The following is a 23,000-nucleotide window of genomic DNA, read 5'->3' on the forward strand; positions in this document are numbered from 1 at the left end:
TAGTAATACTTATAAAAGTATAACTACTTTCGGAAAGTCCGGTGTTTCCGGCGGTGCGTGATGGTGGCTACGCGGGTGTGTCGAGGATGGCAGCCAGGCGCTGGAGTGCCGGCAGGCTCGCCTCGATCTGCGCACGCTCGGCCGGAAGAAGCCTGGAGCTGGCCGCCGCGAGCGAATCCGCCCAGGCACCTTCCAGCAGGGCCTTAATCCGCTGGGACTCGGCAGTGGGGTGGAGTGTGACGTACCGCTTGTCGGCGGCGTCGCGCGTGCGGGTTACCAGATTCCCGGTGACGAGTTCGCGCACCTGCACGCTCACGTTGCTGAACTGCCGCCCCAGCCTGTTTGCCACTTCAGCGACAGTGATCCCTGGATGGTTTTCGATCACGCGAAGGATCTCGAGGAGTCCGTTCGGCAGTGGGCGCACGCCGGTGTCTTCGTGCGACTTCCGCCGGACGTCGGCAGAGATATCGAGGATGGCAACGGCGAGGGCGCGGTGGTCAACAGTGGATGCCAACCCCTCGCCCGACCCAACAGATTCCATCCCACCAGCATAGGCGCGGCCCCGGCAGGCTAGTCCGAGGCGCCGGTTTCGCGGTTCACGGCCGGCATGATTTCGGTGGCGAGGAGTTCGATGGAACGTGCGGTCTCGGCAAACGGCAGACCGCCCAGGCCGATCTGCGCCATGTAGCGGCTGTTGCCGAGGGTTTCGTGTATTTCCAGGAGCTTCTCAGTGACCTGCTGCGGACTTCCGACCAGCAAACCGCCGCCCGGTTCGCTCCAGTCATCAAAAGTGGCGCGCGGGAAATGGTCCACGGGGCGGGGCATGTTCTGTTCGAAGTAGGCACGGTAATGCGGGTAGAAGGTGTCCCGTGCCTGCTGCGAGGTGGGGGCCGCGTAGAAGTGTCCGCCCACTCCCACCGGCAGGGCGCCCGCATCATGGCCGGCGTCGGCGGCGCTCTGGCGGTACAGCTCCGCAAGGCGGCGGAACCGCTGCGGCCCGGAGAGGAGCGCAATGAACAGGGGAAGGCCCAGTCTGCCAGCCCGGACAAAACTCGCCGGTGTCCCGCCCACACCCACCCAGACGGGGAGCTTTTCCTGGGCCGGGCGCGGCGCAATGTCCATCCCGGGAATGCTCTGGGTGAGGGTGCCCCGCCAATCCAGGACGGCGTTGTCCCGCAACTCGAGCAGCATGCGCAGCTTTTCGTCGAAGAGCCCGTCGTAGTCCTCCGTGCTGTGGCCAAACAGCGGGTAGGACTCGATGAAGGCGCCGCGTCCGGCGATGATCTCGGCCCGCCCGTCGGAAATCAGGTCCAGGGTGGCGAACTGCTCAAAGAGCCGCACCGGGTCCTGGGTGGACAGGACCGTGACCGCGGTGCTGAGCCGGAGGTTGGTGGTTTCGCGGGCGATGGCCGCCAGCACGATCTCGGGGGCGGAGAGGGCGAAATCCCGGCGGTGGTGCTCACCCAGGCCCAGGAAGCTGAGCCCTGCCTGGTCCGCCAGCTTGGCCAGCTCAATGATCTCCTGCAGCCGCTGCCGGGGTGAGAGTGCACCGCCGGTGTCGATGTTTCGGGAAAGCTCACCGAAAGTGAAAATGCCAAAGTCCATACTTGGTTGAACGTTCAAGTTCATGATTTCATTCCAGTTACTCCACGTGACGCCGCGTGACCTTCCCTTCCGCCGGGGCCGCCGGTTCGGGCTCCCGGATGACGCTTTGAGTCACTGCATTAACGCCGGTGAACGCGCGCGACAAGGGCCATTGATACGGGCGCAGGCCGGACCGTAATCTCAACCCAAGCGCTGGAACCGGGGCACCGGACACGCTCCACAAGAGCAACAGGCCCAGCAATTGACCACGACGGAGGGCGGCAGAAATGCCGCCGCGAGCCTCCGTCCCCTCCATTCTCCGCACCCCCGACTCTTGTCCGGCGGCAAGGCCCTGTGCTGGCGCGCCGCAATCGTGAAGGAATCCCCATGTCATCGCATCAGAACCCCGAAGGGTCCACCCGCATCGTTGCGGGACAAACCAACAAGCCGCAAGACTCCGCAGCAAAGCGCAAGCGCACCCTCGGAATCGGCATCGCCGCGGGCCTCGTTGTCCTCATTGCCGGCGGCGCGGCAGTGGCGTCGTCGCTTTCCAGCAATAGCGGCAATACCGAGGCGCAGCCGGCGGCCGCAGCCGCCGCCGGCACGCCTGCTGCTGAGTTGAAGCTGGGCTATTTCGGCAACGTCACCCACGCCCCGGCGCTGGTGGGCGTGAAGCAGGGCTTCATCGCCAAGAGCCTGGGCGAGACCAAGCTCAGCACGCAGGTGTTCAACGCCGGCCCGGCCGCGATCGAGGCGCTGAACGCCGGCGCGATCGATGCGACGTACATCGGCCCGAACCCGGCGATCAACTCGTTCGTGAAGAGCAAGGGCGAGTCCGTCAGCATCATCGCCGGCGCCGCTGCAGGCGGCGCGCAGCTGGTGGTGAGGCCGGAGATTGCCGCTGCGGCGGATTTGAAGGGCAAGACCCTCTCCACGCCGCAGCTGGGCGGGACCCAGGACGTGGCGCTGCGGGCCTGGCTGTCCGCCCAGGGCTACAAGACCAACACCGACGGCAGCGGCGACGTTGCCATCAACCCCACCGAGAACGCCCAGACCCTGAAGCTGTTCCAGGACGGCAAGCTCGACGGCGCGTGGCTGCCCGAGCCCTGGGCGTCCCGGCTGGTGCTGCAGGCCGGCGCCAAGGTCCTCGTGGATGAGAAGGACCTGTGGGACGGGTCGCTGACGGGCAAGCCGGGCGAGTTCCCCACCACCATCCTGATCGTGAGCAAGAAGTTCGCCGCCGACCACCCGGACACCGTCAAGGCACTCCTGAAGGGCCACGCAGAATCCGTGGCCTGGCTCAACTCCGCTGCCGCGGACGAGAAGTCCTCCGTCATCAACGCCGCGCTAAAGGAGGCATCCGGCGCCGAGCTGAAGCCCGACGTCATCGAGCGGTCACTGAAGAACATCGTCTTCACCGTGGACCCGCTCGCCGGAGCCTACAAGAAACTGCTGCAGGACGGCGTGGACGCCGGCACCACCAAGCAGGCCGACATCAGCGGCATCTTCGACCTCACCGCCCTGAACAGCGTCACCGCCGAAACCGGCGGCAGCAAGGTCAGCGCCGCCAGCCTCGGCAAGGACTAACCCGGCTCGGCAAGGACTAGGCGCCACGGCCCCCGCCCTGCCGCCTAGTACTCGATCTTTTCGGTCCGTCCGGTGTGCAGGGAACGGGTGGCGGCCTCGGCAATGGCCTGGGCCTTGAGCCCGTCCTCCAGCGAGGGCGTCGGCGCCGCGCCATCATCCAGAGCGGACACGAAGTGCGCGAGGGCCGCAGCGTAGGTGGGCTTCACCAGCTCAAACCAGCCGGGATGCAGGCCGTCCTCGATGACCTGGCCTGACCGGTACCGGGACACGACACCCGTGCGCCTGCGCTGCGTCTCGGCCATCCCCTCGGAGCCGAACACCTCGATGCGTTCGTCGTAGCCGTAGCTGGTGCGCCGGATGCTGTCGATCTGCACGAGCGCCCCGGTGGGAAGGCGGAGCGTCACCGCGGAGGTGTCGACGTCGTCGTACTCGGCAAGGCGCGGTTCCGCCAAAGCGGACCCGACGGCCGACACCTCCACGGGGTCCAGCCCCGTCAGCCAGCGGACCAGGTCAAAGAAGTGCACGGTCTGGTCCCGCATCTGGCCGCCGGATGCGGCGATGTAGGACAACGGCGGAACCGCCGGTCCGCGGCTGGAAAGCTGCAGGAGTTCGACGCCGCCCACTTCCCCGGCGTCGATGATCCGTTTGAGTTCCATGTAGTCGCGGTCAAAACGGCGGTTGAAGTCGACCATCACCGGGACACCGCGGCCGGCCGCATGGTCGGCGGTCTCGCGGGCCCGGCGCAGGTCCAAATCGATCGGCTTTTCGCACAGGACGGCCAGGCCGGCGTCGGCCGCGCGGGCCAGATGCTCCGCGTGGGTATCCGTGGAGGAAGCGATGAACACGGCATCCACGAGCCGGCGATCGAACACCTCGTGCAGGTCGCTGACAGCCTGGGTTCCATGGGCTTCGGCCAGGGCCTTGGCCCGGTCGTGGTCGATATCGTAGATCCGGGAAAACTCGATCCCCCGGTGCGCGGCGAGGTTGGCAGCATGGACGGAGCCGATGAAACCGGCCCCGAGGAGGGCGAAGCGCTGCATGTCAGATTCCTGCTTTCTGGATGGAGGCGCCGGGCTGGACTGTTGAACCGGGCTGGGCTGTTGAACCGGGTGAGACCCAGGCGGCGTCCCGGTGGTGTGAGGCCGCCACGGCTTCGACGAATCGGACGCCGAGGAGCCCGTCGATGCCGGTGGGGATGGTCAATTCCCGTGACGGCAGCGGCGTGCCGTCACGGCGGGCGCGCAGGATGTCCGCCAGGTCGCGGTAGAAGTTGGCGAACGCCTCGAGGAACCCTTCGGGGTGGCCCAGGCCGACGCGGGTGAGGCGGGTGGCGTCCTCGGAGAGCGTGCTGAGCCCGTGGGTGAGCACCGTGGTGGCACCGTCAAGGTCCTGGATGGTGAGATGGTGCGGGTCCTCGTGCTCCCATTCGAGGCTGCCCCTGGGGCCAAACACCCTGATCCGCAGGCCGTGGTTGTGGCCGGCGGCGGCCATGCTGGCCCAGAGCCGGGCCGGCACTCCCCCGGTCAGCTCGAGCTCCACGGTGGCGTGGTCGAAGACGCGGCGGCCGGGCACCAGGGTGCTGAGCCGGCCGGAGACGCGGTCGGCGTCCAGTCCGGTGATGTAGCGCAGCAGGTGATAGGCGTGGGTTCCGAGGTCACCCACCACGCTGGGGAACCCGGCAATATCCGGATTGGTGCGCCAGCGTGCCTGCTTGTGGCCGTGCTCCTCGAGCGGCGTGGCCGCCCACCCGGAGGCGTGTTCGACGTCGACGAACGTCACCCGGCCCAGGTCGCCGTCGCGGACCATCCGCGCCGCGTGACGCACCATCGCGTACGCCGAGTAGCAGTGCGGGACCGCCAGGATGGCATTGTTTTCGGCGGCAAGCCGCACCAGCTCGGCAGCAGTGTCCGAGTCCCGGGTCAGCGGCTTCTCACACACCACGGAGATCCCGGCTTCAAGGAAAGCGCGGGCGATGTCGAAGTGGCTGTCGTTGGGCGTGGCCACGACCACGACGTCGGCGCCGTCCGGCCGAACGGCCTCGGCAGCTGCCATTTCCGCGTAGTCCCGGTACGAGCGGTCCTCGGCAATGCCCAGGTCTGCGGCCAGGCCGAGGGAGCCCTCACGGTCCCTGCCGAAGACGCCCGACGTCAGCTCGAACTGGTCATCCAGCCGCATCGCATAGCGGTGGGTCTTGCCGATGTCCGCCCCGGCTCCGCCTCCCACCATTCCTGCGACCAGCCGGCGTGTACGCGGTTCACTCATGACGCTTCCTTCAATTTTGGACAAATATTGGACCGGTCCATAATGGAGGTGAAACAAGCCGTTAGTCAACCCCTTATGCTGAGGTGGGACCGAGAGGAGACGCAGCATGGACAGTTCGCCCGCCGTCGGTGACCAGCCGCGCAGGCCCACCATCCGGGACGTCGCCGAGCGGGCCGGGGTCTCCAAGTCCCTTGTGTCTTTGGTGCTGGGCGGATCCTCCAGCGTGAGCCCCAGCCGCCGCCAGGCCGTGCAGGACGCCATGGCAGAACTCGACTACCGGCCCAACCAGCTTGCCCGCGGCCTTTCGAGCCCGCGCAGCGGCACCATTGGCGTGCTGCTCAATGACCTGCGCAATCCGTGGTTCGTGGAACTGCTGGAAGGGCTGAGCGCTTCACTGCATTCGGCTGGCGTCTCGCCCGTCCTTGTCGATTCGTACACGGACCACCGGGTGGGCCGGCGTTCGGTGGAAACACTGCTCGAACAACGCATCGACGGCATCGTCGTCGTCGGCACCACCACGGAAACCGCCGCCCTCGAGGCGGCTGCCAGGACCGTTCCCGTAGTCCTCGCCGGCACCCGAGAACCCCAGCTGGACCGGACCGACGTCGTTGTCAACGACGACGAAGCCGGCGCGCGCCAGGCGACCGAGCACCTCATCTCACTAGGCCACCGCCGCATCGCGCACCTGCAGGGGCCGGGCCGCATCGCCGAACTGCGGCGCGAAGGCTACGAATCCTCCATGCGAGCCGCAGGGCTTGAGCCGCTGGTGGTAGCGGGCGGCATGAGCGAGGAAAGCGGCTATGACGCCACCCAGCGGCTGCTGGCCCGCAAGGAACGCCCGACGGCGATCTTCGCGTTCAACGACATCGCCTGCATCGGAGCACTGTCCGCCGCCGACGACCGGGGACTCAGCGTCCCGGACGACCTCTCGCTGGTGGGCTACGACAACACCTACCTCGCCAAGATCCGGCACCTCTCGCTGACGTCGGTGGACAACGGCAACATCGCCGTGGGCCTGCAGGCCGGCAAGTTCATCCTGGAGCGCCGGGAACACCCGGAACTCCCGCAGCGGCTGCATCTGGTTCCCACCCAGCTCGTGGTCCGCGGGTCCACCGGGCACGCGCCGGCCTGACCACCCGCCGTCGAACGTTAGCCGCCGATGTAGCGGTCCCGTCCGGCCCGGAAGCCAAACACCGCCGCGAGCGCCCCGACGACCAGGAACAGCACCCCCGCGGCGGCGAAGGAGCCCGTGGCCTGGTGCAACTGCCCCACCATTAGCGTGCCCGTGGAGCCGACGCCGTAGCCCACGCCCTGCATCATGCCGGACAGGTGGGCCGCCGTGTGGCCGTCCCGGGTCCGCAGCATGATCATGGTCAGCGCCACCGCGGTCAGGCTGCCCTGCCCGAGGCCCAGCAGGCCGGTCCACACCCAGATGAAGTCCAGCGGCCCGAAAATGCTGAGCGCGAACCCGCCGCCGGTCATGAGCGCCACCACCGTGTTGATCGCCCGCTGGTCGCGGAACCGTGCGGCCAGCGCCGGCGCGAAGAGTGAACCTAGCATCTGCAGGACGATGGAGGCGGAGACGATCAGCCCGGCCGTTCCGCCGTCCACTCCGCGTTCCCGCAGGATGGGGGCCAGCCAGGCGAACACGCTGAAGGACATCATGGCCTGCAGCACCATAAAGATGGTGACCTGCCAGGCCACCGCCGAGCGCCACACGTTCACGCCGTCGGCAACGGTCTGGTGCCGCGGGTGCCGCTGCCTGACGGCCAGCGGAAGGAACAGGAAAAGGACGACGGCGGCGGGCAGCGCCCAGAACCACAGCGCCGCCGTCCATTCCCCAGACGCGGCGAACACCGGGTAGGTGAAACCGGCGCCCAGGGCGGCCGAGGCGCAGATCGCCGTCGTGTAGAGGCCGCCCATCAGCCCGAGCCGGTGCGGGAAGTCGCGCTTCACCAGCCCCGGCAGCAGCACGTTGCACAGGGCGATCGCGGCACCGCAGGCAGCTGTTCCGGCAAGGAGGGCGGGCAGGTGGCCGGCGCCCGGCAGCTCGAACGGACGGAGCAGCAGGCCGGCAGTGAGGACGGACATGGCTCCGAGCAGCACCCGCTCGGCACCGAAACGCCGGGCGAGGACGGGCGCCAGCGGCGCGAAAACTCCCAGCAGTGTCACCGGCACGGTGGTGAGGACCACCACTGCCCAGCCCGGCAGGCCGGCGTCGGACCGTATTTCCGGCAGCACCGCGGCGAAGCTGGAGAACACCGTCCGCAGGTTCAGCCCGATCAGCACCAGGCATATTCCAAGGAAGACCAGCCCGCGGCGGCTGCCGACGCGGGTGGGCTCGGCCGCGGGGAGCTCGTCGACTTCGGCGTCCACTAGCGTGCCGGAGGTGTCGCTCCTGAAGCGCCCTGCGGCCTCGGTGTTCGCGGGATTGCTCGCGGGATTGCTCGCGGCGGCGTTATTGGCTCGGTTCGTGGCTTCGGTCACGCGCCCCATTCTCGCAGGAGTTATCCACATAGGGGCGAATCGGGATGCTGGCACAGTTTGCCCGTTCCTACGCTGGGTTGACCATGTCCCGCCGCCTCGGGACCCGTCATCAGGTAAGGGGAGCCATGAGCGTTCCGCAGCCGCACGATCCACCCATCGAATCGGCCTCCATAGAACTACCGCCCGTCCATCCGCCCGCGACCCAGCCTCCTGGGGACCTGCCTCCCGCAGCCCCGCCTCCCGCCACGGGGTTGGGGCCGATTGCCCAACCACCGCCGCCCTACCGCCCTTATAGTGGAGCGGGTGCCACCAGCCTGACCTTCAGTTTTATTGCACCCGCGAGCATGTTCATCAGTATTCCGATGAGCCTCTTCGCGGCGTTGTTTACCCGGGCCGATACGGGGCGCGGCTCGATGGACTGGGTTGCACCCGCAGTCCTCTGGAGCCTGCCGGTGCTCATTGGACTCATATCCGTTTCCCTGGGCATCCGTGCAGTCCGGGCGTCCCCGCGCGGGTCGAACAGCTGGACTGCCGCTGTGTCCGCGCTCTGGATATCCGGGCTGCTGGTTTTCGTGGGCACGATCCTCGTGGTCCGGGGAGGGGATTTCATGATTCTCTTCTGACCGGCCAGCTATCCCAGGGGAGTTTTTGTCCACTTATCGGGGGTTGGAGCGCTCCCAACCTGCGTTGTCCGGACAAAAGCTCAACTATTCTGGAGGGGATGAGTGAATCCCCAGAAACCCCTGAGCCTTCCGCTGCCCAGTCGCCGGACGCAGTCTCTGAAGCCCCCGGGCAACCGCAGGCAGCCCGCCCGGTGACCCCCGGCACGCAGGCGTCGTTCGGCACCTACGGCGGCCGGCCCGTCAGCTTCGTGCGCCGCGGAACCCGTTTGCAGGGCCGCCGACAGGTGGCCTGGGAGGAGCACTCGGACCGCTGGGCGGTCGACGTACCCCGGCACATCGCCAACACCTCCGTGCACCCGGACTACGTTTTCGACGCCGCGGCCGAGTTTGGCCGCACGGCGCCCCTGATCGTGGAGATCGGCTCCGGTCTTGGCGACGCCGTCTGCCACGCGGCCGAAGAGAACCCTGACTGGGATTTCCTGGCCGTGGAGGTGTACACGCCCGGGCTCGCGAACACCATGATCAAGATCAACAGCCGCGGGCTCAAAAACGTCCGCGTGGTGGAAGCCAACGCGCCGGAGGTCCTCGCCACCATGCTGCCGGCAGGATCCGTCAGCGAGGTCTGGGTCTTCTTCCCCGACCCCTGGCACAAGTCGCGCCACCACAAGCGCCGGCTCATCCAGCCCGAGTTCGCCGAGCTCGTTGCCACGGCCCTCAAGCCCGGCGGCCTGTTCCGGGTGGCCACCGACTGGTCCAACTACGCCGTCCATGTCCGCGACGTGATGGCCGGCTCCGCCGATTTCGTGAACCTGCACGACGGCGAGCGCAGGGGTCCCGAAAGCCCCCTCACCCAGGTGTGGCAGTCCGGCGTCGAGTCCCTGGTGGGCGGCGCTCCGGTCAAGGAGGGGCGCGCCCCGGTGAGCACTGAACACACCGGCCCCAACGAGGGCGTGGACGAAACCGGCGGCTGGGCGCCCCGGTTCGAGGGCCGGATCCGGACCAGCTTCGAAAACAAGGCACACGAAGCGGGCCGCCTCATCTTCGACCTGTGCTACCGGCGGTTATGATGCAGCATGGCCTCCGCCCAGCCCTCCGCGCCTCAACCTGTCCCGTCGCTCCGGCCCGCTGATTCGCGCGGGCTGGCGGCCGGCATCACCAGCCTGGTCTGTGCCGTGCTGGCACCGGTCGCGGCCATGGTCGGCCTGTCAACGTTCATCATGGCGGCGGCCGAGCCACTGATGGCGAACGTCCCGCTGCCGGACACCAGCGGCTACTGGATCCTGCTCATGGTCCTGGTGGGCCTGATGGCGGGGCTTGTCCTGACCTCGGTGATTACCGGAATCGTGGCCATCAGAAGGTCGCGCCGGATGAACGCCGCACGGATCACCGGATTACTTGGCCTCGCTTTTACTGCCTTCAACCTGGCGGGCGGCATGTGGACCTGGACCGGCCTGGCCGGGCCCTGGCCCCTCCTCGGCTAGGCGCCTGGGCGCTCAGCGCGGCGTCAGCTGACCCTGATCGCGCCGACCACATCTTTGAGCAGTCCGATCCGCGGCTCGAGTTGGGGGTCGACATAGGGCCAGATCACCACCACGCCGATGAACCGGTCCTTTTCCCACACCCCCACCGTGGCGGCCGCTTTCGCGTCGCCGCGTGCATCGTCATAACCGACGACGACGGCGTAGGCGGCTTTGCCGGGAAGGTTCAGTTCGCCCTCGGTCAGCAGGCTGCCGCCGCGCTCTTCGAGATAGTGGGCGGACATCAGGTGCGCCCAGCCGTTGGCCTCGGCCGGACCTTCAACGGAGGTGTCGTCCTTGATAACGGTGACCAGGACGTCCCCCAGCAGCCCGTACTGCTCCGTGTTGGGGCCGGCGGTGGAATCGTCCAGGACCAGGGTGTGGTCGGGGAAGTCCGCCGTGAAGCCGAGCGGAGATTCGATGTGAACTGTCATGGCTGGTGGTTGCTCCTTCAGCGGTAAGTCAGTGTTTGCAGGGCAGTCGGTGTTTGTAGGGGGCCGGCGGAATTACAGCCGGGACAGCCGGGTGTCGTTCGGGACCTTCTGGTAGGTGCTGACGTTCGTGCTGACCTGGTTTTCCGTGCTGACCTTGACCTCGCCGGCCTTGACGTCGAACCCTGCTTCGTTGGACGCCGTGACCACACTGTTCACCTGGATGGTGGCCGATCCAGCCTCGTAGAGCCTGGCGGCGTCCCGGGCGGCTGCGGCGTCGTTCCCGAGGGCCACGTTCTTCATGTAGCTGTCGATCACGGCGCTGTTTTCCGGTGTGTAGTCGATATCGATCTTGACGGTGCCCTGCGTGCCGGCTGTCACGCTGGATTCGACGCTGCCGGCCTTCACGTCCATGCCCTCCTTGACGCCCTGCGCCACGGTACCTTCCAGGGACAGGGACACCGAACTGAGGTTGTTGTCCCGGTCCATGTTGAGCTCCAGCCCGCCCTTGCCCGACGCCTCGAACGTCCGCCCGTCCAGGTCCAGGTTGCCCTCTGCGGAAACTTCCACGCTGCCCTTGGACGTCCCGTCGCTGAGGTTCTTTTCATAGGCCAGTTCCAGCTTCGCCGAGCCGGCGGCATCGGTGGAGTCGGCCCCGGCCTCAAAGCTCAGCGAGCCCTTTGCTTTGTCCTCGTGGCCGCTGGAACCGTTGTCCGAGGCGGCCTCGTTCAGGGTGTCCAGGATGTAGTCCGGCGGGTTGCCGGCCACGTCCTTGATGTCGCCCACGCTGTCCGGCGGGAGATCCGCATACATCTGGTTCCGTGCCGCCATGGCCTCTTCGATGCTGTCGAAGGTGTACTCGCGGGCCACTTCGCCGGTGAGCGTGGCACCGGCGGATCCGGAGGCGTCGTTCACGCCCAGGCCCATGTTGCCGTACACCTTCACGGTGGCAGAGCCGTCCGCGTTTTCCACCACTTCCGTACCCACCTCGGCACCGCCGTGGACCCACAGGACGCGCGCCTCAATGGAGGCCTTGCCCGTCTCCGTGTAGACCGGGATGTCTTCCTTGGCCAGCTCCAGCAGGTGCTCCCGGGCCAGGTTCTGAGCCGATTCCGGGATCCCGCCGTCCATGGCCAGGAGCGATTCGGCCAGCGGACCGTCCGGGCCCTCGCCCTCGATCAGGTACTTCTTGTCCGCAGCCGAGAGTCCGTCCCACCACTTGGCCTGTTCCTCCGGGCTGGCCCCGGCCATCGATGCCAACTGCTCCTGGAGCTCAGTCCGGTGCTCAGCGGCCTCACGCGCAGCCTCGAGCTTTTCCTGCACCCAGTTCTTCATCTGGTCAAGCAGGCCGGACAGCCCGCCCGGCCCGGCACCGGCGCTGCCCGAGCCGGCCGCCGAGGACCGCTCCTGCTCCGCGGCGTTCTGGAGCAGGACCTTCGAGTTCTGCCGGAGGCTTGCCACCACCCGCTCGATGCTGGGGCGGTGGCTTCCGGTCCACTCCTGCCGGAAACGCTCGCCGTCGCTGCCTTTCCAGGGTGCCGCGAGGATCTGGCTCTGCAGCGAGGATGCCCTGCTGCTGAGCAATGAAGCTGCCTTGTCTGCCGCCTTGGCCAAGGCGCGAAGCTGACTGACGTCAGCACCGTAAAAGGTCATGGTGTCTCCCCGGAAGAGTGATGCAGCTGCGACGGTGGCGGCTGGTCCATATCGTGCCATGTCGCACCGTGGGGTGCCATGGGCATCACTCCCCATACCTCCGCCCGCAGCAGTCCGTGCCGCCGGGCACGGAGCTGTTCCGGAGCAGCTTCCCGTGGCACGATAGGGCTTTAACACCCACGGCGGGACATCCCCGCGGCGACGAGAACTGCACGAGGATCCGGACATCAAAAAAGAACTGAGAGAGGCCGCGGACACGGCCGAGGAAGTCACCAATTCGCGGCCGCTGGAGATTATGGCCCGTGCCGGATTCGCCGTCAGCGGCATCCTGCACTTCCTGGTGGGCTCCATCGCCATCCGCCTGGCCATGGGCGGGCAGGGCAAGGCCGACGTCAGCGGCGCCGTGCAGGAACTGGCCAGCCAGCCGGCCGGCCCCATCCTGCTGTGGAGTAGCTTCGCCGCATGCGTGGCCCTGGCCATCTGGCAGACCAGCGACGCGATTTTCGACTACAGCCACCTGCCGAAGCGGGACAAGGTTCTCCGGAAGCTCAAAGCAGCAGGCCAGGCCGTGGTGTTTGCCGCGTTCGCCGTCACGCTTGCCTCGTTCGCGATCGGCACCGGGAAGGACAACAGCCAGTCCACCAGCGACTTCACCATCGCTCTGATGAAAGCACCCGGCGGGGTTGCACTGCTGATCGCCATTGGCGCCGCGGTTGCCATCACGGGAATTGTGTACGGCATTCGCGGTATCCGGAAGTCGTTCGAAAAGCACCTCCGGATGCCTCCGCCGGGCACCATGCGCACCGCCGTCACCGTCCTGGGCGTGGTGGGCTACATCGCAAAAGGCTTCGCTCTCCTGCTGGTGGGCCTGCTGATCGTCATCGCCACCGTCCAGTCGCATCCGGAGGAATCCACGGGGCTCGACGGCGGCCTGAAGGCCTTGCGGGACCAGCCGTTCGGACTGTACCTGCTGGCCGCCGTCGGAATCGGCCTGATTTGCTACGGCGTGTTCCAGATGGTGCGGGCCAAACTGGCCAGGATGTAGCCGCCAGCGTTAGCCCGGCTAGGGTGGACGCATGCCCCAGGTACGCGCCGAACGCTTCATCCGCCTCGATCCGGAGACCGCCTTTGCGTTCTCCCAGACCACCGGCGACTTCCGGCTGAAGTGGGATCCCTTCATCTCGGCGCAAGGGTGGCTGGACGGCGCCCGGGCCGCGGGCAAGGGCGTCCGCACCCGGACAGTCTCCAGGATGGGGCTGGTGATGGTCAGCGAATACGTCTCCTACGCACCGCCCCGGAACGTGGGAATGACCATGGTCTCCGGCCCGTGGTTCTTCGGCAGCTTCGGCGGCGGGTGGCGGTTCACCGCGGCCGACGGCGGCACCCGGGCGGTGTGGAAGTACACCTTTTCGTGCCGGCCGGCGTGGCTGCGCCCATTGGCGGAGAGGGTCGGCAGCTGGCTGCTGCGCCGCGAAATCGAAAAACGCATCGAAGCCTTCGCGCGCGCGTGCGAAGACCCGCAGCTCGTGCAGGAGTTCCGCGCCCTGCAGTCCTAAGGCCGCCCACCCTCGAGGGCGGCCCGGACGCGCGCCCCGATGCCCTGCAGCCGGCCCAGGGGTTCGGTGGCATAAACCAGCCGCACGTACCGCGGCGCCACGTCCTGGCCCCACGCCGTCATGGGGGTGGCGGCAATCCGGCCCGCAGCCAGGAGCCGCCGGGACAGTTCCGGCGCCCGCATACCCAGCGCCTCCGCGTCCAGCAGCAGCGACCAGCCGCCCTCAGGCACCACAACGGGCAGCCCGGCCAGCTCCTCGACCACCAGGTCCCGGCGCGACTGCCATTCCTGCACCGCACCGGCAATCCCGTCGTCGCTGTTCGTCAGTGCCGCGAGGACACCGGCCTGGTTGAAACCGCTGGCCACGGCGGTGTTGTAGATCGCGGCGAGGGCCACGTCTCCCATCACCTCCAGGGGGCCGGCCACCCAGCCGACGCGCCAGCCGATCATGCGGTAGTTCTTGGAGACGCCGCCCAGGGTGATGGTGTGCGGGGCCAGCTCCGGGAATGACGCCGGATGCCGGTACGGCAGTCCGTCAAACAGGATCCGATCCATCGCGGCGTCATAGATCAGCCAGCAGTCCGCATGCAGGCAAGCGTCACGCACAGCACCCCATTCGGCGTCGTTGAGCACGTGCCCGGTGGGCATCGCCGGGCTCATCAGCAGGATGGCGCGGGTTCGGGCGGAAACCGCCGCGGCCAGCCGTGCCGGGTCGAGGCGCCAGCGCCCGCCGGAAACCATCAGCGGGACGAACACGGGCACCGCCCCTGCAAGCCGGACCCTGTTGACCATGCCGGCGTAGGTGGGATCCGTGACGATCACTTCGTCGCCGTGGTCCACCGTTGCCAGCAGCACGCTCAGCATCCCCGCGAGCGCGCCTCCGGTAATCACCACCTCGGAGCGCGGATCGTAGGCGAGCCCGGTCTGCTGCCGGAGCCGGTGGGCCACGGCCTGGCGGAGGGCCAGCGTGCCGGTGAAGGGGAGCCAACTGTTGGCGGCCTGGTTGCCCACTGCTTCCCGGGTGGCGATGACGGCCGACGGCGGCGGCGCGATGTCCGTGTCCAGGTTCTCCATGCGGAGCACGTCAGGATCACCACCGACGGCGGCTGCCACCTTATCGATGCCGAAAGGCTGAATCCGGGCGAACCGCCCGGTCCTGCCGCGGACCATGTGCCCAGCCTCCCACCGGGCGCAGAGTGCGTCAATGGGCCCCGGACGAGCCGTCCACCATGGAAATGACGGCCACAGTCTGCTGCCCTTCGGTGCGCAGTTCCACGCTGCTGATCCGGCTGATCTGGGTGGGTGTGGCCCCGGTGATCCTGGACCGGCCCCCCGGCGTCGCGGACCAGCTGCACGCCCGGTCCTCGGTGCCGTCCTGGCCCTTGACCCACAGGGACAAGGTGCCTTGGGTGGGCAGGCTGGTGCCGGAAAACGAAACCTCGGTCCCCCATGCCTTCTTCATGAGGGCAAGCTGGACCTGGAGGCCGCCCGGGGCCTCCACCGAGTAGCTGGCATCCGGCCGGGGCGGCTGGTTGAACAGCGGGGCGGCCAGGACTCCCAGTGCCAGGCACGCGGCGGCCACCGCCCCGACGAACGCCGCCCACCGCCGTCGTGATTTCCTCCGACGGGCCGCCAGTTCGTCCAGCAGGGCGGCGGGTTCCGCCGCGGAAGCCACTGCCCCCAACGCAGTGGCCTCCGGTGTTGCCGGCGCCGCGGAGGCGGGCCCGGTCAGGGCGACGGCGTCGGCAACGGGAAGGGCGTCCAGCAGTGCCGGCAGGCTGGCGAGTTCGTCGACCTCCCGGCGGCAGTCCGCGCACCCGGCAAGGTGCTGCTCGAACCGCGACGCGTCGGCCGGCTCCAGGCCGCCCAGCAGGTAGGCCCCCAGCAGGTGGTGCAATTCCGCACTGCTCACCGCTGCACCCCCATTTCGTCGAGGATGGTCCGCAGCGCCCGCACCGCGTAGAACGCGCGGGACTTCACTGTCCCGGCCGGGATGTTCAGCTCCGCGGCCGTTTCCGCGACAGTGCAGCGGCGGTAGTGCAGTGCCACCAGCACGTCGCGGTGTTCGGTACTCAGCCGCAGCAGGGCTTCTTCCATCAGCACGCGGTTGAGCAGCTCATCAACCCGTTCGCTGGCTTCCGCGGGGTCCGCAACGTCCCGCTCCGTCGCTTCGATGGGACGGCGCTGGGCCTTGCGGTAGTTGTCGATCATGATGTTCCGGGCGGTGCGGAAAAGGTAGCTCCGCAGGCTCCCGGTGATCTCCGGAGCCTGCTGCCAGACACGGAGCACGGTCTCCTGGACCACGTCGTCAGCGAGCTGCGGATCCCGGGAGGCACTCAGCACGAAGCGCCGCAGCGCCGGGCCGTGCTCCCGGTAGATCGCCGCTACCACGTCCTCATCGAGCGGCATCCCCGCCCCTCCTGCCGTGCTGATGGTCCCCTGCATTGTGTGTGCTGCCTCGTGCTGCTTTGTGCTGGTGCCGCGGGCAGGACGCCCGCCGTTCCCCCGTTACGACGCCGCCCGGCCCCAAACGGTTCACCGGCGCAAACGGTTGGCCGGCGCAGGCGGTTCACCGGGCAGCCGTTTGAACCATTCTGCGTCGTTGCACGTCGTACCGGATAGCGCCTGGCCGCCTGGCCGGCACGAATCCAAGGAGCAGGATATGAAAAAGCAATGGGGCATCGGCCTGTCCGTGGTGGCGCTGGCCGCGGCCCTCACCGGCTGTGGCGGCGGCACGGGATCAACGCCCACCACTGCGGCGTCTACCCCAGCGGCGAGTACGACGTCGGCCTCCGCCCCCGCGGAAAGCTCCGCCCCGGCGGAAACCTCGTCGTCCCCGGTGCCGGCAGGCGCGGCTGAACTGAAGACGGCGTCCTCGGCCGCAGGCCAGATCGTGGTGGACGCGAAAGGTATGAGTGTCTACTTCTTCACCAAGGATGTGAAGGACTCCGGCACCAGCGCATGCACGGGCGCGTGCATTGCCGCGTGGCCGCCGGTCCTCACGGAATCGGCCGCGCCCGCTGTTGAGGGCGTGACAGGCACTCTAGGAACCATCTCCACGCCGGCAGGGAAGAAGCAGGTGACCATTAACGGCCTGCCGGTGTACTACTACGTCAAGGACAAAGCCGCCGGTGACATCACCGGCCAGGGCGTCGGCAACGTCTGGTATCTCGTGAACCCGGAGGGCGGGATGGTGCAGGCGGCCGCCGGAGGGTACTAACCGCCGCTGTGGAGCGGGTTAGTACCCCGGCGACGGACTGTGGCCGGGGAGCGGCAGCTCTACCGGGGGCGCGGGCACCAAACCGGAGGGGTCGGGACTCACCGGCGAAGAAGGCAGCGGCTTCGCCGAAGGCAGCTCGCCTGATCCCGGCAATGAGCCCAGGTCGCGGGGATCGGGTTTGGGCAGGTTGAGTTCCGGGGTGTGGGTCCGGCTTGGCGATGGGGAGGCCGGCACGGCCGGCGTCCCCTTGCCGGGCTGCCCGCCGGACACGGAACTGCCGTCGGCCGGAGACGGGGCCGGCGTCGCGGGCGTGGACGCGGGCGAACCCGGCACCGTTCCGGCGGGATCCGTGGCAGGCTGACCGGCAGTCTTGCCGGCAGGTCCGGAAGTCATGGTCCCCACAACGAAGGTCACGGCGTGGCCGACGTTCCCCAGGGTGTGGCGGAAGTTCTCATCGGAGGCCGCAGCGGCGGCACCGCCGGCAGCCAGGGCCGCAGCAACCGTGAGGGCCGTGACCGGCAGGCGGCGTTTGCGCCGCCGTCGGGCAGCCAGTTCGTCGACGGCCGGTTCTTCAACCGCCGGTTCCTGGACCCCGGATTCGGGGACAGCCGGAGCGAGGGAGAGTGTGGCGACCGGGACAGTAGCCGGCGCGGCGGCCGGCGCCATCAGTGCTTCCACTGCGGCGGACGGCCGGGGGCTGTCCGCTGCCAGGGCACGCAGTTCCAGCAGCACCGGGCGGAGGTCCCCGGCATCGTCCATGCCGGCGTCGGCCAGCAGTTCGTCGATGATCTGCTGGTCCCGGGACGAGGAGGTGTCACTCATGATGTGCCTGGCTTCCTGTTGTGGCGCGTTCCCTGAGGGCGCTGAGCGCCCTGCGATGCAACTGTTTGACTGCTCCCGGGGTCCTCCCCATGATCTCGGCGGCCTGTTCCACGGACAGGTCCGCGACCACCCGGAGGGCGAGGACTTCCTGGTGGTCCGGGCTGAGCCCTTCGAGCAGGGCTCCCGCACCGCCGCCATTCACCTTTGCCAGCGCCAACTCTTCGGCCGACGCCGTGCTGCGGGCGTCGAACTCGGATTCGTAGGGGCTGAGTGTCGGGGTGCGCTCGTTGCGGCGGTAATGGTCCACCATCCGTGCGTGGGCGATGGAGAAGATGAGTGACTTGGCTCCCTGGAGCCCGCCGCGCAGGCCGTCAAGCTTCGGATAGAAGGCAAGGAATACGTCCTGGGTGACCGCTTCCGGGTCATCCACTCCGCGCGCCCTCAGGTAACCCAGGACGGCGCCGGAAAACTTTCGGTAGACAAGGGTGAACAGCACGGCGGGGTCGGCCCCGTCCGTGTGCACGTATTCATCTGCCAAAGTGTCGAGCACCCTGAGGCTCCTCCATCCGCGGAGCGCGGTCACAAATTTCCGGGTTCGGAAGGCTGCGGACCGGCCCCTGTTGCACCGCGGGACTCCTGCCAAGGGAAGGAGTCCCGCGATCCACCATAGGTAACTGCGTTACGGACGGCCAGCCGAGGTGGGCAGCTCCGGGAGCTCAGTGGGGACTTCGGCGGGGATCTCCGGGGCGGCCGGAACAGCTGCCTGGGTGGGCAGTTCCGGTGCTTCCGGTACCTTCGGAGCTTCAACGTCGACTGCAGCGCCGCCGTTGCCGGAAACTTCAGCCTTGCTGTTGTCAGCCTTGGCAGTTGCGTTGGCTGCGGCCGTTACATCAGCGCAGTAGCCGTCGATGTTGGCTTCGCCTTCAGCGGCGATGGCCAGCGACTTGAAGCCGGTGGAGGATGCGTCCAGGCCGCCCTTGGTGAAGGCGGTGCACAGGCCGAAAGCGGCCGGGCCGGTGGCGTCAGGGCCGACGGCGGATGCGGATGCTTCGCCGCTGGCGTTTTCGCCGTCAACGGAGCCGGCGGCATCGGCGGAATCGGACGGCGTGGCCGAAGCGGAAGCTGAAGCGTCGGCGGTGGCGTCGGACGTGGCGGTCTCGGAGACGCCGCCTACGTGCGGAGCGGGGGCGCCGAGCAGTTCGTGGGCGCTCTGCTGGACGTCAGCAGGAAGTGCTCCGGCAAATGCGGCTGCGCCGGTGCCACCGACCGCCAGCGTGCCGGCCGCCAATGCGCTCGCGGCAATCTTGCTAGTGGCAAAAACAGTGAACAAGGACATGAAACCCTCCGAAAACATATACAACAGTGTCAGTAAACGGCCAGGTTGATCCGGCCACTCAAGCGGTGCGGACTTGGTCCGTACTCCCCTTACATCGCCCCGGGCTCCGGAAAAGTTACGCGGCCCCGCAAATTCTTTTGAGAACGCATGTCCGCCGGCCGAATCGGGACCGGCGCTAGGATCAGGGCATGGGCAAGCCGACCGATCTGAAGAACGCTGCGAAAACCTGGCAGACCATGGTGGACAGCAACCGTGCGCTGCTCCTGCGCAAGTCCGGCCACGATGCCGGCTGGTGGGCTGCGCAGGGCCGTGAGGCGGGGCTGCGGAATGATGCGGAGCTCCGCAACTGGATGCGGGACAGGCACGGCATAACCGGTTACGCGCAGTATGCCGTGTCCTGGGAGATGTTTGGTTACCCCGAATTCATGCTGCGCGACGCCGACGAACTGATCGATGCCCAGTACGCCGGCCACCCCGGACTGCGGCCGATCGCGGACGCTCTCCTGGCTTGGGCGGCCGAAACGGAGGGCGTGGAGATCCAGCTCAGGAAGGGCTACGTGTCCCTCCACTCGCCGCGGCGGAAGTTCGCCCAGGTCACGCGGGCCAACAACACCAGCGTGGACCTTACGCTCCGGCTGGACGCTCCGGCGGAGGGCCGGCTCAGCGCAGTCAAAGTGCGCGATGGCGATTTCTTTGACCGAAAGGTCCGGCTGACGTCAGCCGAGGACGTGGACGACGACGTCCTGGGCTTCCTCGCGGAAGCGCTCCACCAGAACAGCTGAGCCGGAACAGCTGAGCCTCTGTCAGGTCTGGGCCGCCGGAAGAACGAAGGACACCGTTGTGCCCTCCCCCGGGGCACTGGTGAGGCTGATCGAGCCGCCGTGTCCTTCGATGATGGTCTTGCTGATGGGAAGGCCAAGGCCTGCTCCCGGAATGGCTGTATCGCGGGATCTGGCGGATCGGAAAAACTTGGTAAAGGCCTGTTCCTGATCTTCCTTCGTCATGCCTATGCCCGTGTCGCTGACGGAGCAGACCAGTGCCTTGCCGTTCCTGCGGGCCCGGACGGTGATCCGTCCGCCGTCCGGTGAGTACTTCACCGCGTTTGATATCAGATTGCCCACCACCTGCCGGATCCTGACCGGGTCCACCCGGGCAGTCAGCGGTTCTTCCGCGTCGAGCACCAGGGCCGCTCCGCAGAGTGCGGCCTTCTCGTGGTTGGCGGCCACCGCGGCGGCGAGCAGGCCTGCGATGTCCGTCTCCTGCGGGACGAGCTCCACGTCTTCGGAAGCGACGGCAATCAGGTCATTCACGAGGCCCAGAAGGTGGCCGGCGTTCCGCTCCACGATCCGCAGCTCGGCCTGGATGTCCTCGTGGCCTGGTTCGTCGATGAGCAGTTCCAGGTAACCGAGTATTGACGTCAGCGGCGTGCGAAGCTCATGGGATACCGTAGCGACGAAGTTGTCCTTGGCCGCGAGGGCGTTGATCAGCGCTGTCACCTCGGCGAAGGTGACGACGGCTCCGGTGTTGGTCCCGTCCATGGACCGGATGGCGCGGCCGCTGACGGAATAGGCCCGCTGCCCGGCGTCCTCGCCGGCCCAGTACAGCTCATTGGTGAACGCCTCACCGCGGGATGCCCTCACGGCAGGGAATCCGTCCGGCGGCACCGGGGTGGTCCTGTCGCCATAAAAAAGCTCGGGAGATCCGGTGGCGGGGATCAGCCGGGCCAACGACGGGTCGGTCCGCATCGCCCTGTTGGTCAGCACATCCTCACCGTTTGCGTCCACCACCCAGACGCCCACATCGACGGTTGAAAGCACGGCATCAAGCAGCCGCTGGCGCCGGACGCTCTCGGCGAGGGTTGCTGCCAGGTCACGGTCCTTCCGGACCAGGGTCCCGCGTTGCCGGTACAGTGCACCGGCAACCACGTGGGCCGTCACGGCGATTGCCGCCATCACCAGCGGCAGGAAGATTGTCCGGATCATTGAACCCTGCAACGGGTCAGCTTCCAAGGCGGCGGCCGGGACGACGGTGCTAAGTACTGTGCCGAGAACTGCCAGGACCACCCGGTGCCGGTGCCGGCTCACGGACAGCCATACCACCGGGAAAACCAGCAGCAGGCTCAGGACGTTGAAGCTGGGGCCGCCGGCTTGCCGCGTAAAGCCGATGGCCACACAGTCAAGGACCGGTATCAGCGTGAACGCCTCGGGATGCAGCTTCCCCCATGGCACGGCAAGGCAGAGTCCGAACAACGTGGCATGCGCCAGCACGGCAATCCTGAAGGTGTCGTCCGCCAGCGTTGCCGGGCTGAAGATCGCAGCAGCCACCACAACCAGGAACAAGGTAACGGACAGAGGCAGCTGGCTCATCACCACGCGGCCCCGGACCCCGAGCCTGCCGAAGAACCGGTCGATCCAGTCGGCGAGCAGCGCGTCCCAGCCCGGCGATGCGGCATCCGCCGGTGGCCTGTCATTGCCTGGCGCTGCCGCCCGCTGCCTCATGTCGGTCGGGCCGCTTGCTTGGATACGTTTCATCTGTCTGTCCCCCCGGCACAGAAAAGAATCCCCCGGGCTGCTTCAAGGGCGCTGACCTCAGTGTAGACCGCCTGGAGGCGGGACCGGCATTGCGACGCTACCCCGCGCCGTACGCAGCCGGTGCCCTAAGCCGCGCGCTGTGAAAAGATCAAGCATGCGTCCCATGCAGCACTCCAGCAAACTCCAGAACGTCCGCTATGAACTCCGCGGGCCCATCCTCCAGGCGGCGAAGGAGATGGAAGCCGAAGGGCACCGGATCCTCAAGATGAATCTTGGCGACACGGCGCCGTTCGGACTGGAGACCCCCGAGTCCGTAGTGGTGGACATGATCCACCACCTGCGCGGGGCGCAGGGCTACAGCGACTCCAAAGGCATCTTCTCCGCGCGCACGGCGATCTCGCAGTACTACCAGACCCGCGGCCTGATGCAGATCGGCGTCGAGGACATCTTCATCGGCAACGGCGTGAGCGAACTTATTTCCATGTGCCTCCAGGCCTTCATGGAAGACGGCGACGAGGTCCTCATCCCGGCCCCCGATTACCCGCTGTGGACAGCCGCCGTCACCCTGACCGGCGGCAAGCCCGTGCACTACCTGTGCGACGAGGACGAGCACTGGTGGCCGGACATGGCCGACGTCGAATCGAAGATCACCAAGCGCACCAGGGCAATCGTGATCATCAACCCGAACAACCCCACGGGCGCCGTCTACCCGCGGCATATCCTGGAGCAGTTTGCGGCCCTGGCCCGCAAACACCACCTGGTGCTGTTCTCGGACGAGATCTACGAGAAGATCCTGTACGAGAAGGCCCAGCACATCCATACCGCGTCCGTGGCGGAGGACATCTGCGTCCTGACATTCAGCGGCCTCTCCAAGGCCTACCGGATGCCCGGATACCGCGCCGGATGGGTAGCCGTCACCGGCCCGCTCGCGGCAACCCAGGCCTACCGGGAAGGCCTGGAGCTGCTGGCTTCCCTGCGCCTGTGCCCCAACGTCCCCGCCCAGCATGCCATCCAGACGTGCCTCGGCGGCTACCAGAGCATCGAGGCCCTGGTCCGGCCCGGCGGCCGGCTGCGCGAGCAGCGGGACCGCGCCCACCAGCTGCTCACCGCGATTCCCGGTGTCACGTGTGTCCCGGCGGCGGCCGCCATGTACCTGTTTCCCCGCCTGGACCCGGAACTCTACCCGTTCAAGAGCGACGAACAGTTCGTCCTGGACCTCCTGCGTGAACAGAAGATCCTGGTCTCGCACGGTACTGCGTTCAACTGGCCCAGGCCGGACCACTTCCGCTTCGTCATCCTTCCGTCAGTCGAGGACATCGAGGAAGCAGTGCGCCGCATCGCCGCGTTCCTCGCCTCGTACCGGATCAGCGTGGAGGACGAGGACTGAGTCAG

The 23,000-nt window shown here is 67.6% G+C and carries 24 protein-coding genes; 10 read left to right on the plus strand and 14 right to left on the minus strand.

All coding sequences use genetic code 11. The annotated features are described in order from the left end of the window. Positions 1-67: 67 nt before the first annotated feature. Both ACSQ1X_RS19470 and ACSQ1X_RS19475 read right to left on the minus strand, forming a co-directional pair. On the minus strand, positions 68-541 hold the full coding sequence (locus tag ACSQ1X_RS19470; protein WP_436058920.1) for a MarR family winged helix-turn-helix transcriptional regulator: 474 nt from the start codon (positions 539-541) through the stop codon (positions 68-70). A 29-nt stretch (positions 542-570) separates the two neighbouring features. Then, a complete protein-coding gene (locus ACSQ1X_RS19475) occupies positions 571-1,605 on the minus strand; it encodes an LLM class flavin-dependent oxidoreductase (protein WP_436058921.1) in 1,035 nt (344 codons plus the stop codon). Between the two features lie 366 nt (positions 1,606-1,971). On the opposite strand from ACSQ1X_RS19475, the gene ACSQ1X_RS19480 reads away from it, so the two are divergent. Next, complete coding sequence (locus tag ACSQ1X_RS19480) at positions 1,972-3,171, plus strand: ABC transporter substrate-binding protein (RefSeq protein ID WP_436058922.1); 1,200 nt, start codon at positions 1,972-1,974, stop codon at positions 3,169-3,171. A 44-nt stretch (positions 3,172-3,215) separates the two neighbouring features. Here the strand turns inward: ACSQ1X_RS19480 and ACSQ1X_RS19485 are convergent, their stop codons facing one another. Then, a complete protein-coding gene (locus ACSQ1X_RS19485) occupies positions 3,216-4,211 on the minus strand; it encodes a Gfo/Idh/MocA family oxidoreductase (protein WP_436058923.1) in 996 nt (331 codons plus the stop codon). A 1-nt stretch (position 4,212) separates the two neighbouring features. Beyond that, positions 4,213-5,433, minus strand: a complete 1,221-nt coding sequence (locus ACSQ1X_RS19490) for a Gfo/Idh/MocA family protein (protein WP_436058924.1) — start codon at positions 5,431-5,433, stop codon at positions 4,213-4,215. 106 nt (positions 5,434-5,539) lie between these two features. Here ACSQ1X_RS19490 and ACSQ1X_RS19495 point away from each other — a divergent pair, with 106 nt between their 5' ends. Beyond that, on the plus strand, positions 5,540-6,565 hold the full coding sequence (locus ACSQ1X_RS19495) for a LacI family DNA-binding transcriptional regulator (protein WP_436058925.1): 1,026 nt from the start codon (positions 5,540-5,542) through the stop codon (positions 6,563-6,565). Between the two features lie 17 nt (positions 6,566-6,582). Here ACSQ1X_RS19495 and ACSQ1X_RS19500 read toward each other — a convergent pair whose 3' ends face one another. Further along, complete coding sequence (locus tag ACSQ1X_RS19500) at positions 6,583-7,929, minus strand: MFS transporter (RefSeq protein WP_436058926.1); 1,347 nt, start codon at positions 7,927-7,929, stop codon at positions 6,583-6,585. Between the two features lie 335 nt (positions 7,930-8,264). Here ACSQ1X_RS19500 and ACSQ1X_RS19505 point away from each other — a divergent pair, with 335 nt between their 5' ends. The 3 genes from ACSQ1X_RS19505 (at position 8,265) to ACSQ1X_RS19515 (ending at position 10,024) form a co-directional block, all read left to right on the plus strand. Beyond that, a complete protein-coding gene (locus ACSQ1X_RS19505; RefSeq protein WP_436058927.1) occupies positions 8,265-8,543 on the plus strand; it encodes a hypothetical protein in 279 nt (92 codons plus the stop codon). Between the two features lie 98 nt (positions 8,544-8,641). Then, on the plus strand, positions 8,642-9,610 hold the full coding sequence (gene trmB / locus ACSQ1X_RS19510) for a tRNA (guanosine(46)-N7)-methyltransferase TrmB (RefSeq protein WP_436058928.1): 969 nt from the start codon (positions 8,642-8,644) through the stop codon (positions 9,608-9,610). A 6-nt stretch (positions 9,611-9,616) separates the two neighbouring features. Beyond that, positions 9,617-10,024 carry a hypothetical protein gene (locus ACSQ1X_RS19515; RefSeq protein WP_436058929.1) on the plus strand — a complete coding sequence of 136 codons (408 nt, stop codon included), beginning with the start codon at positions 9,617-9,619 and terminating at the stop codon, positions 10,022-10,024. 23 nt (positions 10,025-10,047) lie between these two features. Here the strand turns inward: ACSQ1X_RS19515 and ACSQ1X_RS19520 are convergent, their stop codons facing one another. Both ACSQ1X_RS19520 and ACSQ1X_RS19525 read right to left on the minus strand, forming a co-directional pair. Further along, on the minus strand, positions 10,048-10,494 hold the full coding sequence (locus ACSQ1X_RS19520) for a hypothetical protein (RefSeq protein WP_436058930.1): 447 nt from the start codon (positions 10,492-10,494) through the stop codon (positions 10,048-10,050). A 72-nt stretch (positions 10,495-10,566) separates the two neighbouring features. Further along, positions 10,567-12,144, minus strand: coding sequence for a hypothetical protein (locus ACSQ1X_RS19525; RefSeq protein ID WP_436058931.1), 1,578 nt, complete (start codon positions 12,142-12,144; stop codon positions 10,567-10,569). A 238-nt stretch (positions 12,145-12,382) separates the two neighbouring features. Between ACSQ1X_RS19525 and ACSQ1X_RS19530 the strand changes: the two genes are divergently transcribed. Continuing rightward, entirely contained in the window at positions 12,383-13,189 is an 807-nt protein-coding gene (locus ACSQ1X_RS19530) for a DUF1206 domain-containing protein (protein WP_436059371.1), read from the plus strand. Positions 13,190-13,220: 31 nt separating this feature from the next. Beyond that, the gene (locus ACSQ1X_RS19535) at positions 13,221-13,700 is read left to right on the plus strand and encodes an SRPBCC family protein (RefSeq protein WP_436058932.1); all 480 of its coding nucleotides are present in this window, start codon (positions 13,221-13,223) and stop codon (positions 13,698-13,700) included. Here the strand turns inward: ACSQ1X_RS19535 and ACSQ1X_RS19540 are convergent. The 3 genes from ACSQ1X_RS19540 to ACSQ1X_RS19550 are packed head-to-tail and all read right to left on the minus strand — an operon-like array spanning position 13,697 to position 16,108. After that, positions 13,697-14,869 (minus strand): pyridoxal phosphate-dependent aminotransferase, encoded by a 1,173-nt coding sequence (locus tag ACSQ1X_RS19540; protein WP_436058933.1) that lies wholly within the window; start codon positions 14,867-14,869, stop codon positions 13,697-13,699. The genes ACSQ1X_RS19535 and ACSQ1X_RS19540 overlap by 4 nt on opposite strands. Before the next feature lie 31 nt (positions 14,870-14,900). After that, a complete protein-coding gene (locus tag ACSQ1X_RS19545; protein WP_436058934.1) occupies positions 14,901-15,611 on the minus strand; it encodes an anti-sigma factor family protein in 711 nt (236 codons plus the stop codon). Beyond that, positions 15,608-16,108 carry a sigma-70 family RNA polymerase sigma factor gene (locus ACSQ1X_RS19550; protein WP_436058935.1) on the minus strand — a complete coding sequence of 167 codons (501 nt, stop codon included), beginning with the start codon at positions 16,106-16,108 and terminating at the stop codon, positions 15,608-15,610. Before ACSQ1X_RS19550 ends, ACSQ1X_RS19545 begins: the two co-directional genes overlap by 4 nt. A gap of 253 nt (positions 16,109-16,361) precedes the next feature. On the opposite strand from ACSQ1X_RS19550, the gene ACSQ1X_RS19555 reads away from it, so the two are divergent. Beyond that, positions 16,362-16,919: a COG4315 family predicted lipoprotein gene (locus ACSQ1X_RS19555; protein WP_436058936.1), complete on the plus strand. Its 558-nt coding sequence runs from the start codon at positions 16,362-16,364 to the stop codon at positions 16,917-16,919. Positions 16,920-16,937: 18 nt separating this feature from the next. Here ACSQ1X_RS19555 and ACSQ1X_RS19560 read toward each other — a convergent pair whose 3' ends face one another. From ACSQ1X_RS19560 to ACSQ1X_RS19570, 3 genes are all read right to left on the minus strand, one after another. Further along, positions 16,938-17,741, minus strand: coding sequence for a hypothetical protein (locus tag ACSQ1X_RS19560; RefSeq protein WP_436058937.1), 804 nt, complete (start codon positions 17,739-17,741; stop codon positions 16,938-16,940). Beyond that, entirely contained in the window at positions 17,734-18,291 is a 558-nt protein-coding gene (locus tag ACSQ1X_RS19565) for an RNA polymerase sigma factor (RefSeq protein WP_436058938.1), read from the minus strand. The genes ACSQ1X_RS19560 and ACSQ1X_RS19565 overlap by 8 nt, the downstream gene beginning before the upstream one ends. Positions 18,292-18,420: 129 nt before the next feature. Then, positions 18,421-19,077, minus strand: coding sequence for a protein tyrosine phosphatase (locus tag ACSQ1X_RS19570; protein ID WP_436058939.1), 657 nt, complete (start codon positions 19,075-19,077; stop codon positions 18,421-18,423). Positions 19,078-19,265: 188 nt separating this feature from the next. Between ACSQ1X_RS19570 and ACSQ1X_RS19575 the strand changes: the two genes are divergently transcribed. Then, the gene (locus ACSQ1X_RS19575) at positions 19,266-19,859 is read left to right on the plus strand and encodes a DUF5655 domain-containing protein (RefSeq protein WP_436058940.1); all 594 of its coding nucleotides are present in this window, start codon (positions 19,266-19,268) and stop codon (positions 19,857-19,859) included. Between the two features lie 21 nt (positions 19,860-19,880). Here ACSQ1X_RS19575 and ACSQ1X_RS19580 read toward each other — a convergent pair whose 3' ends face one another. Next, positions 19,881-21,608, minus strand: coding sequence for a sensor histidine kinase (locus tag ACSQ1X_RS19580; protein WP_436058941.1), 1,728 nt, complete (start codon positions 21,606-21,608; stop codon positions 19,881-19,883). A 154-nt stretch (positions 21,609-21,762) separates the two neighbouring features. Here ACSQ1X_RS19580 and ACSQ1X_RS19585 point away from each other — a divergent pair, with 154 nt between their 5' ends. Next, positions 21,763-22,995, plus strand: coding sequence for a pyridoxal phosphate-dependent aminotransferase (locus ACSQ1X_RS19585; protein WP_055806830.1), 1,233 nt, complete (start codon positions 21,763-21,765; stop codon positions 22,993-22,995). The last annotated feature ends 5 nt before the right edge of the window (positions 22,996-23,000 follow it).

The organism is Arthrobacter sp. LjRoot78 (genome assembly GCF_964254335.1).
Lineage (GTDB): Bacteria > Actinomycetota > Actinomycetes > Actinomycetales > Micrococcaceae > Arthrobacter.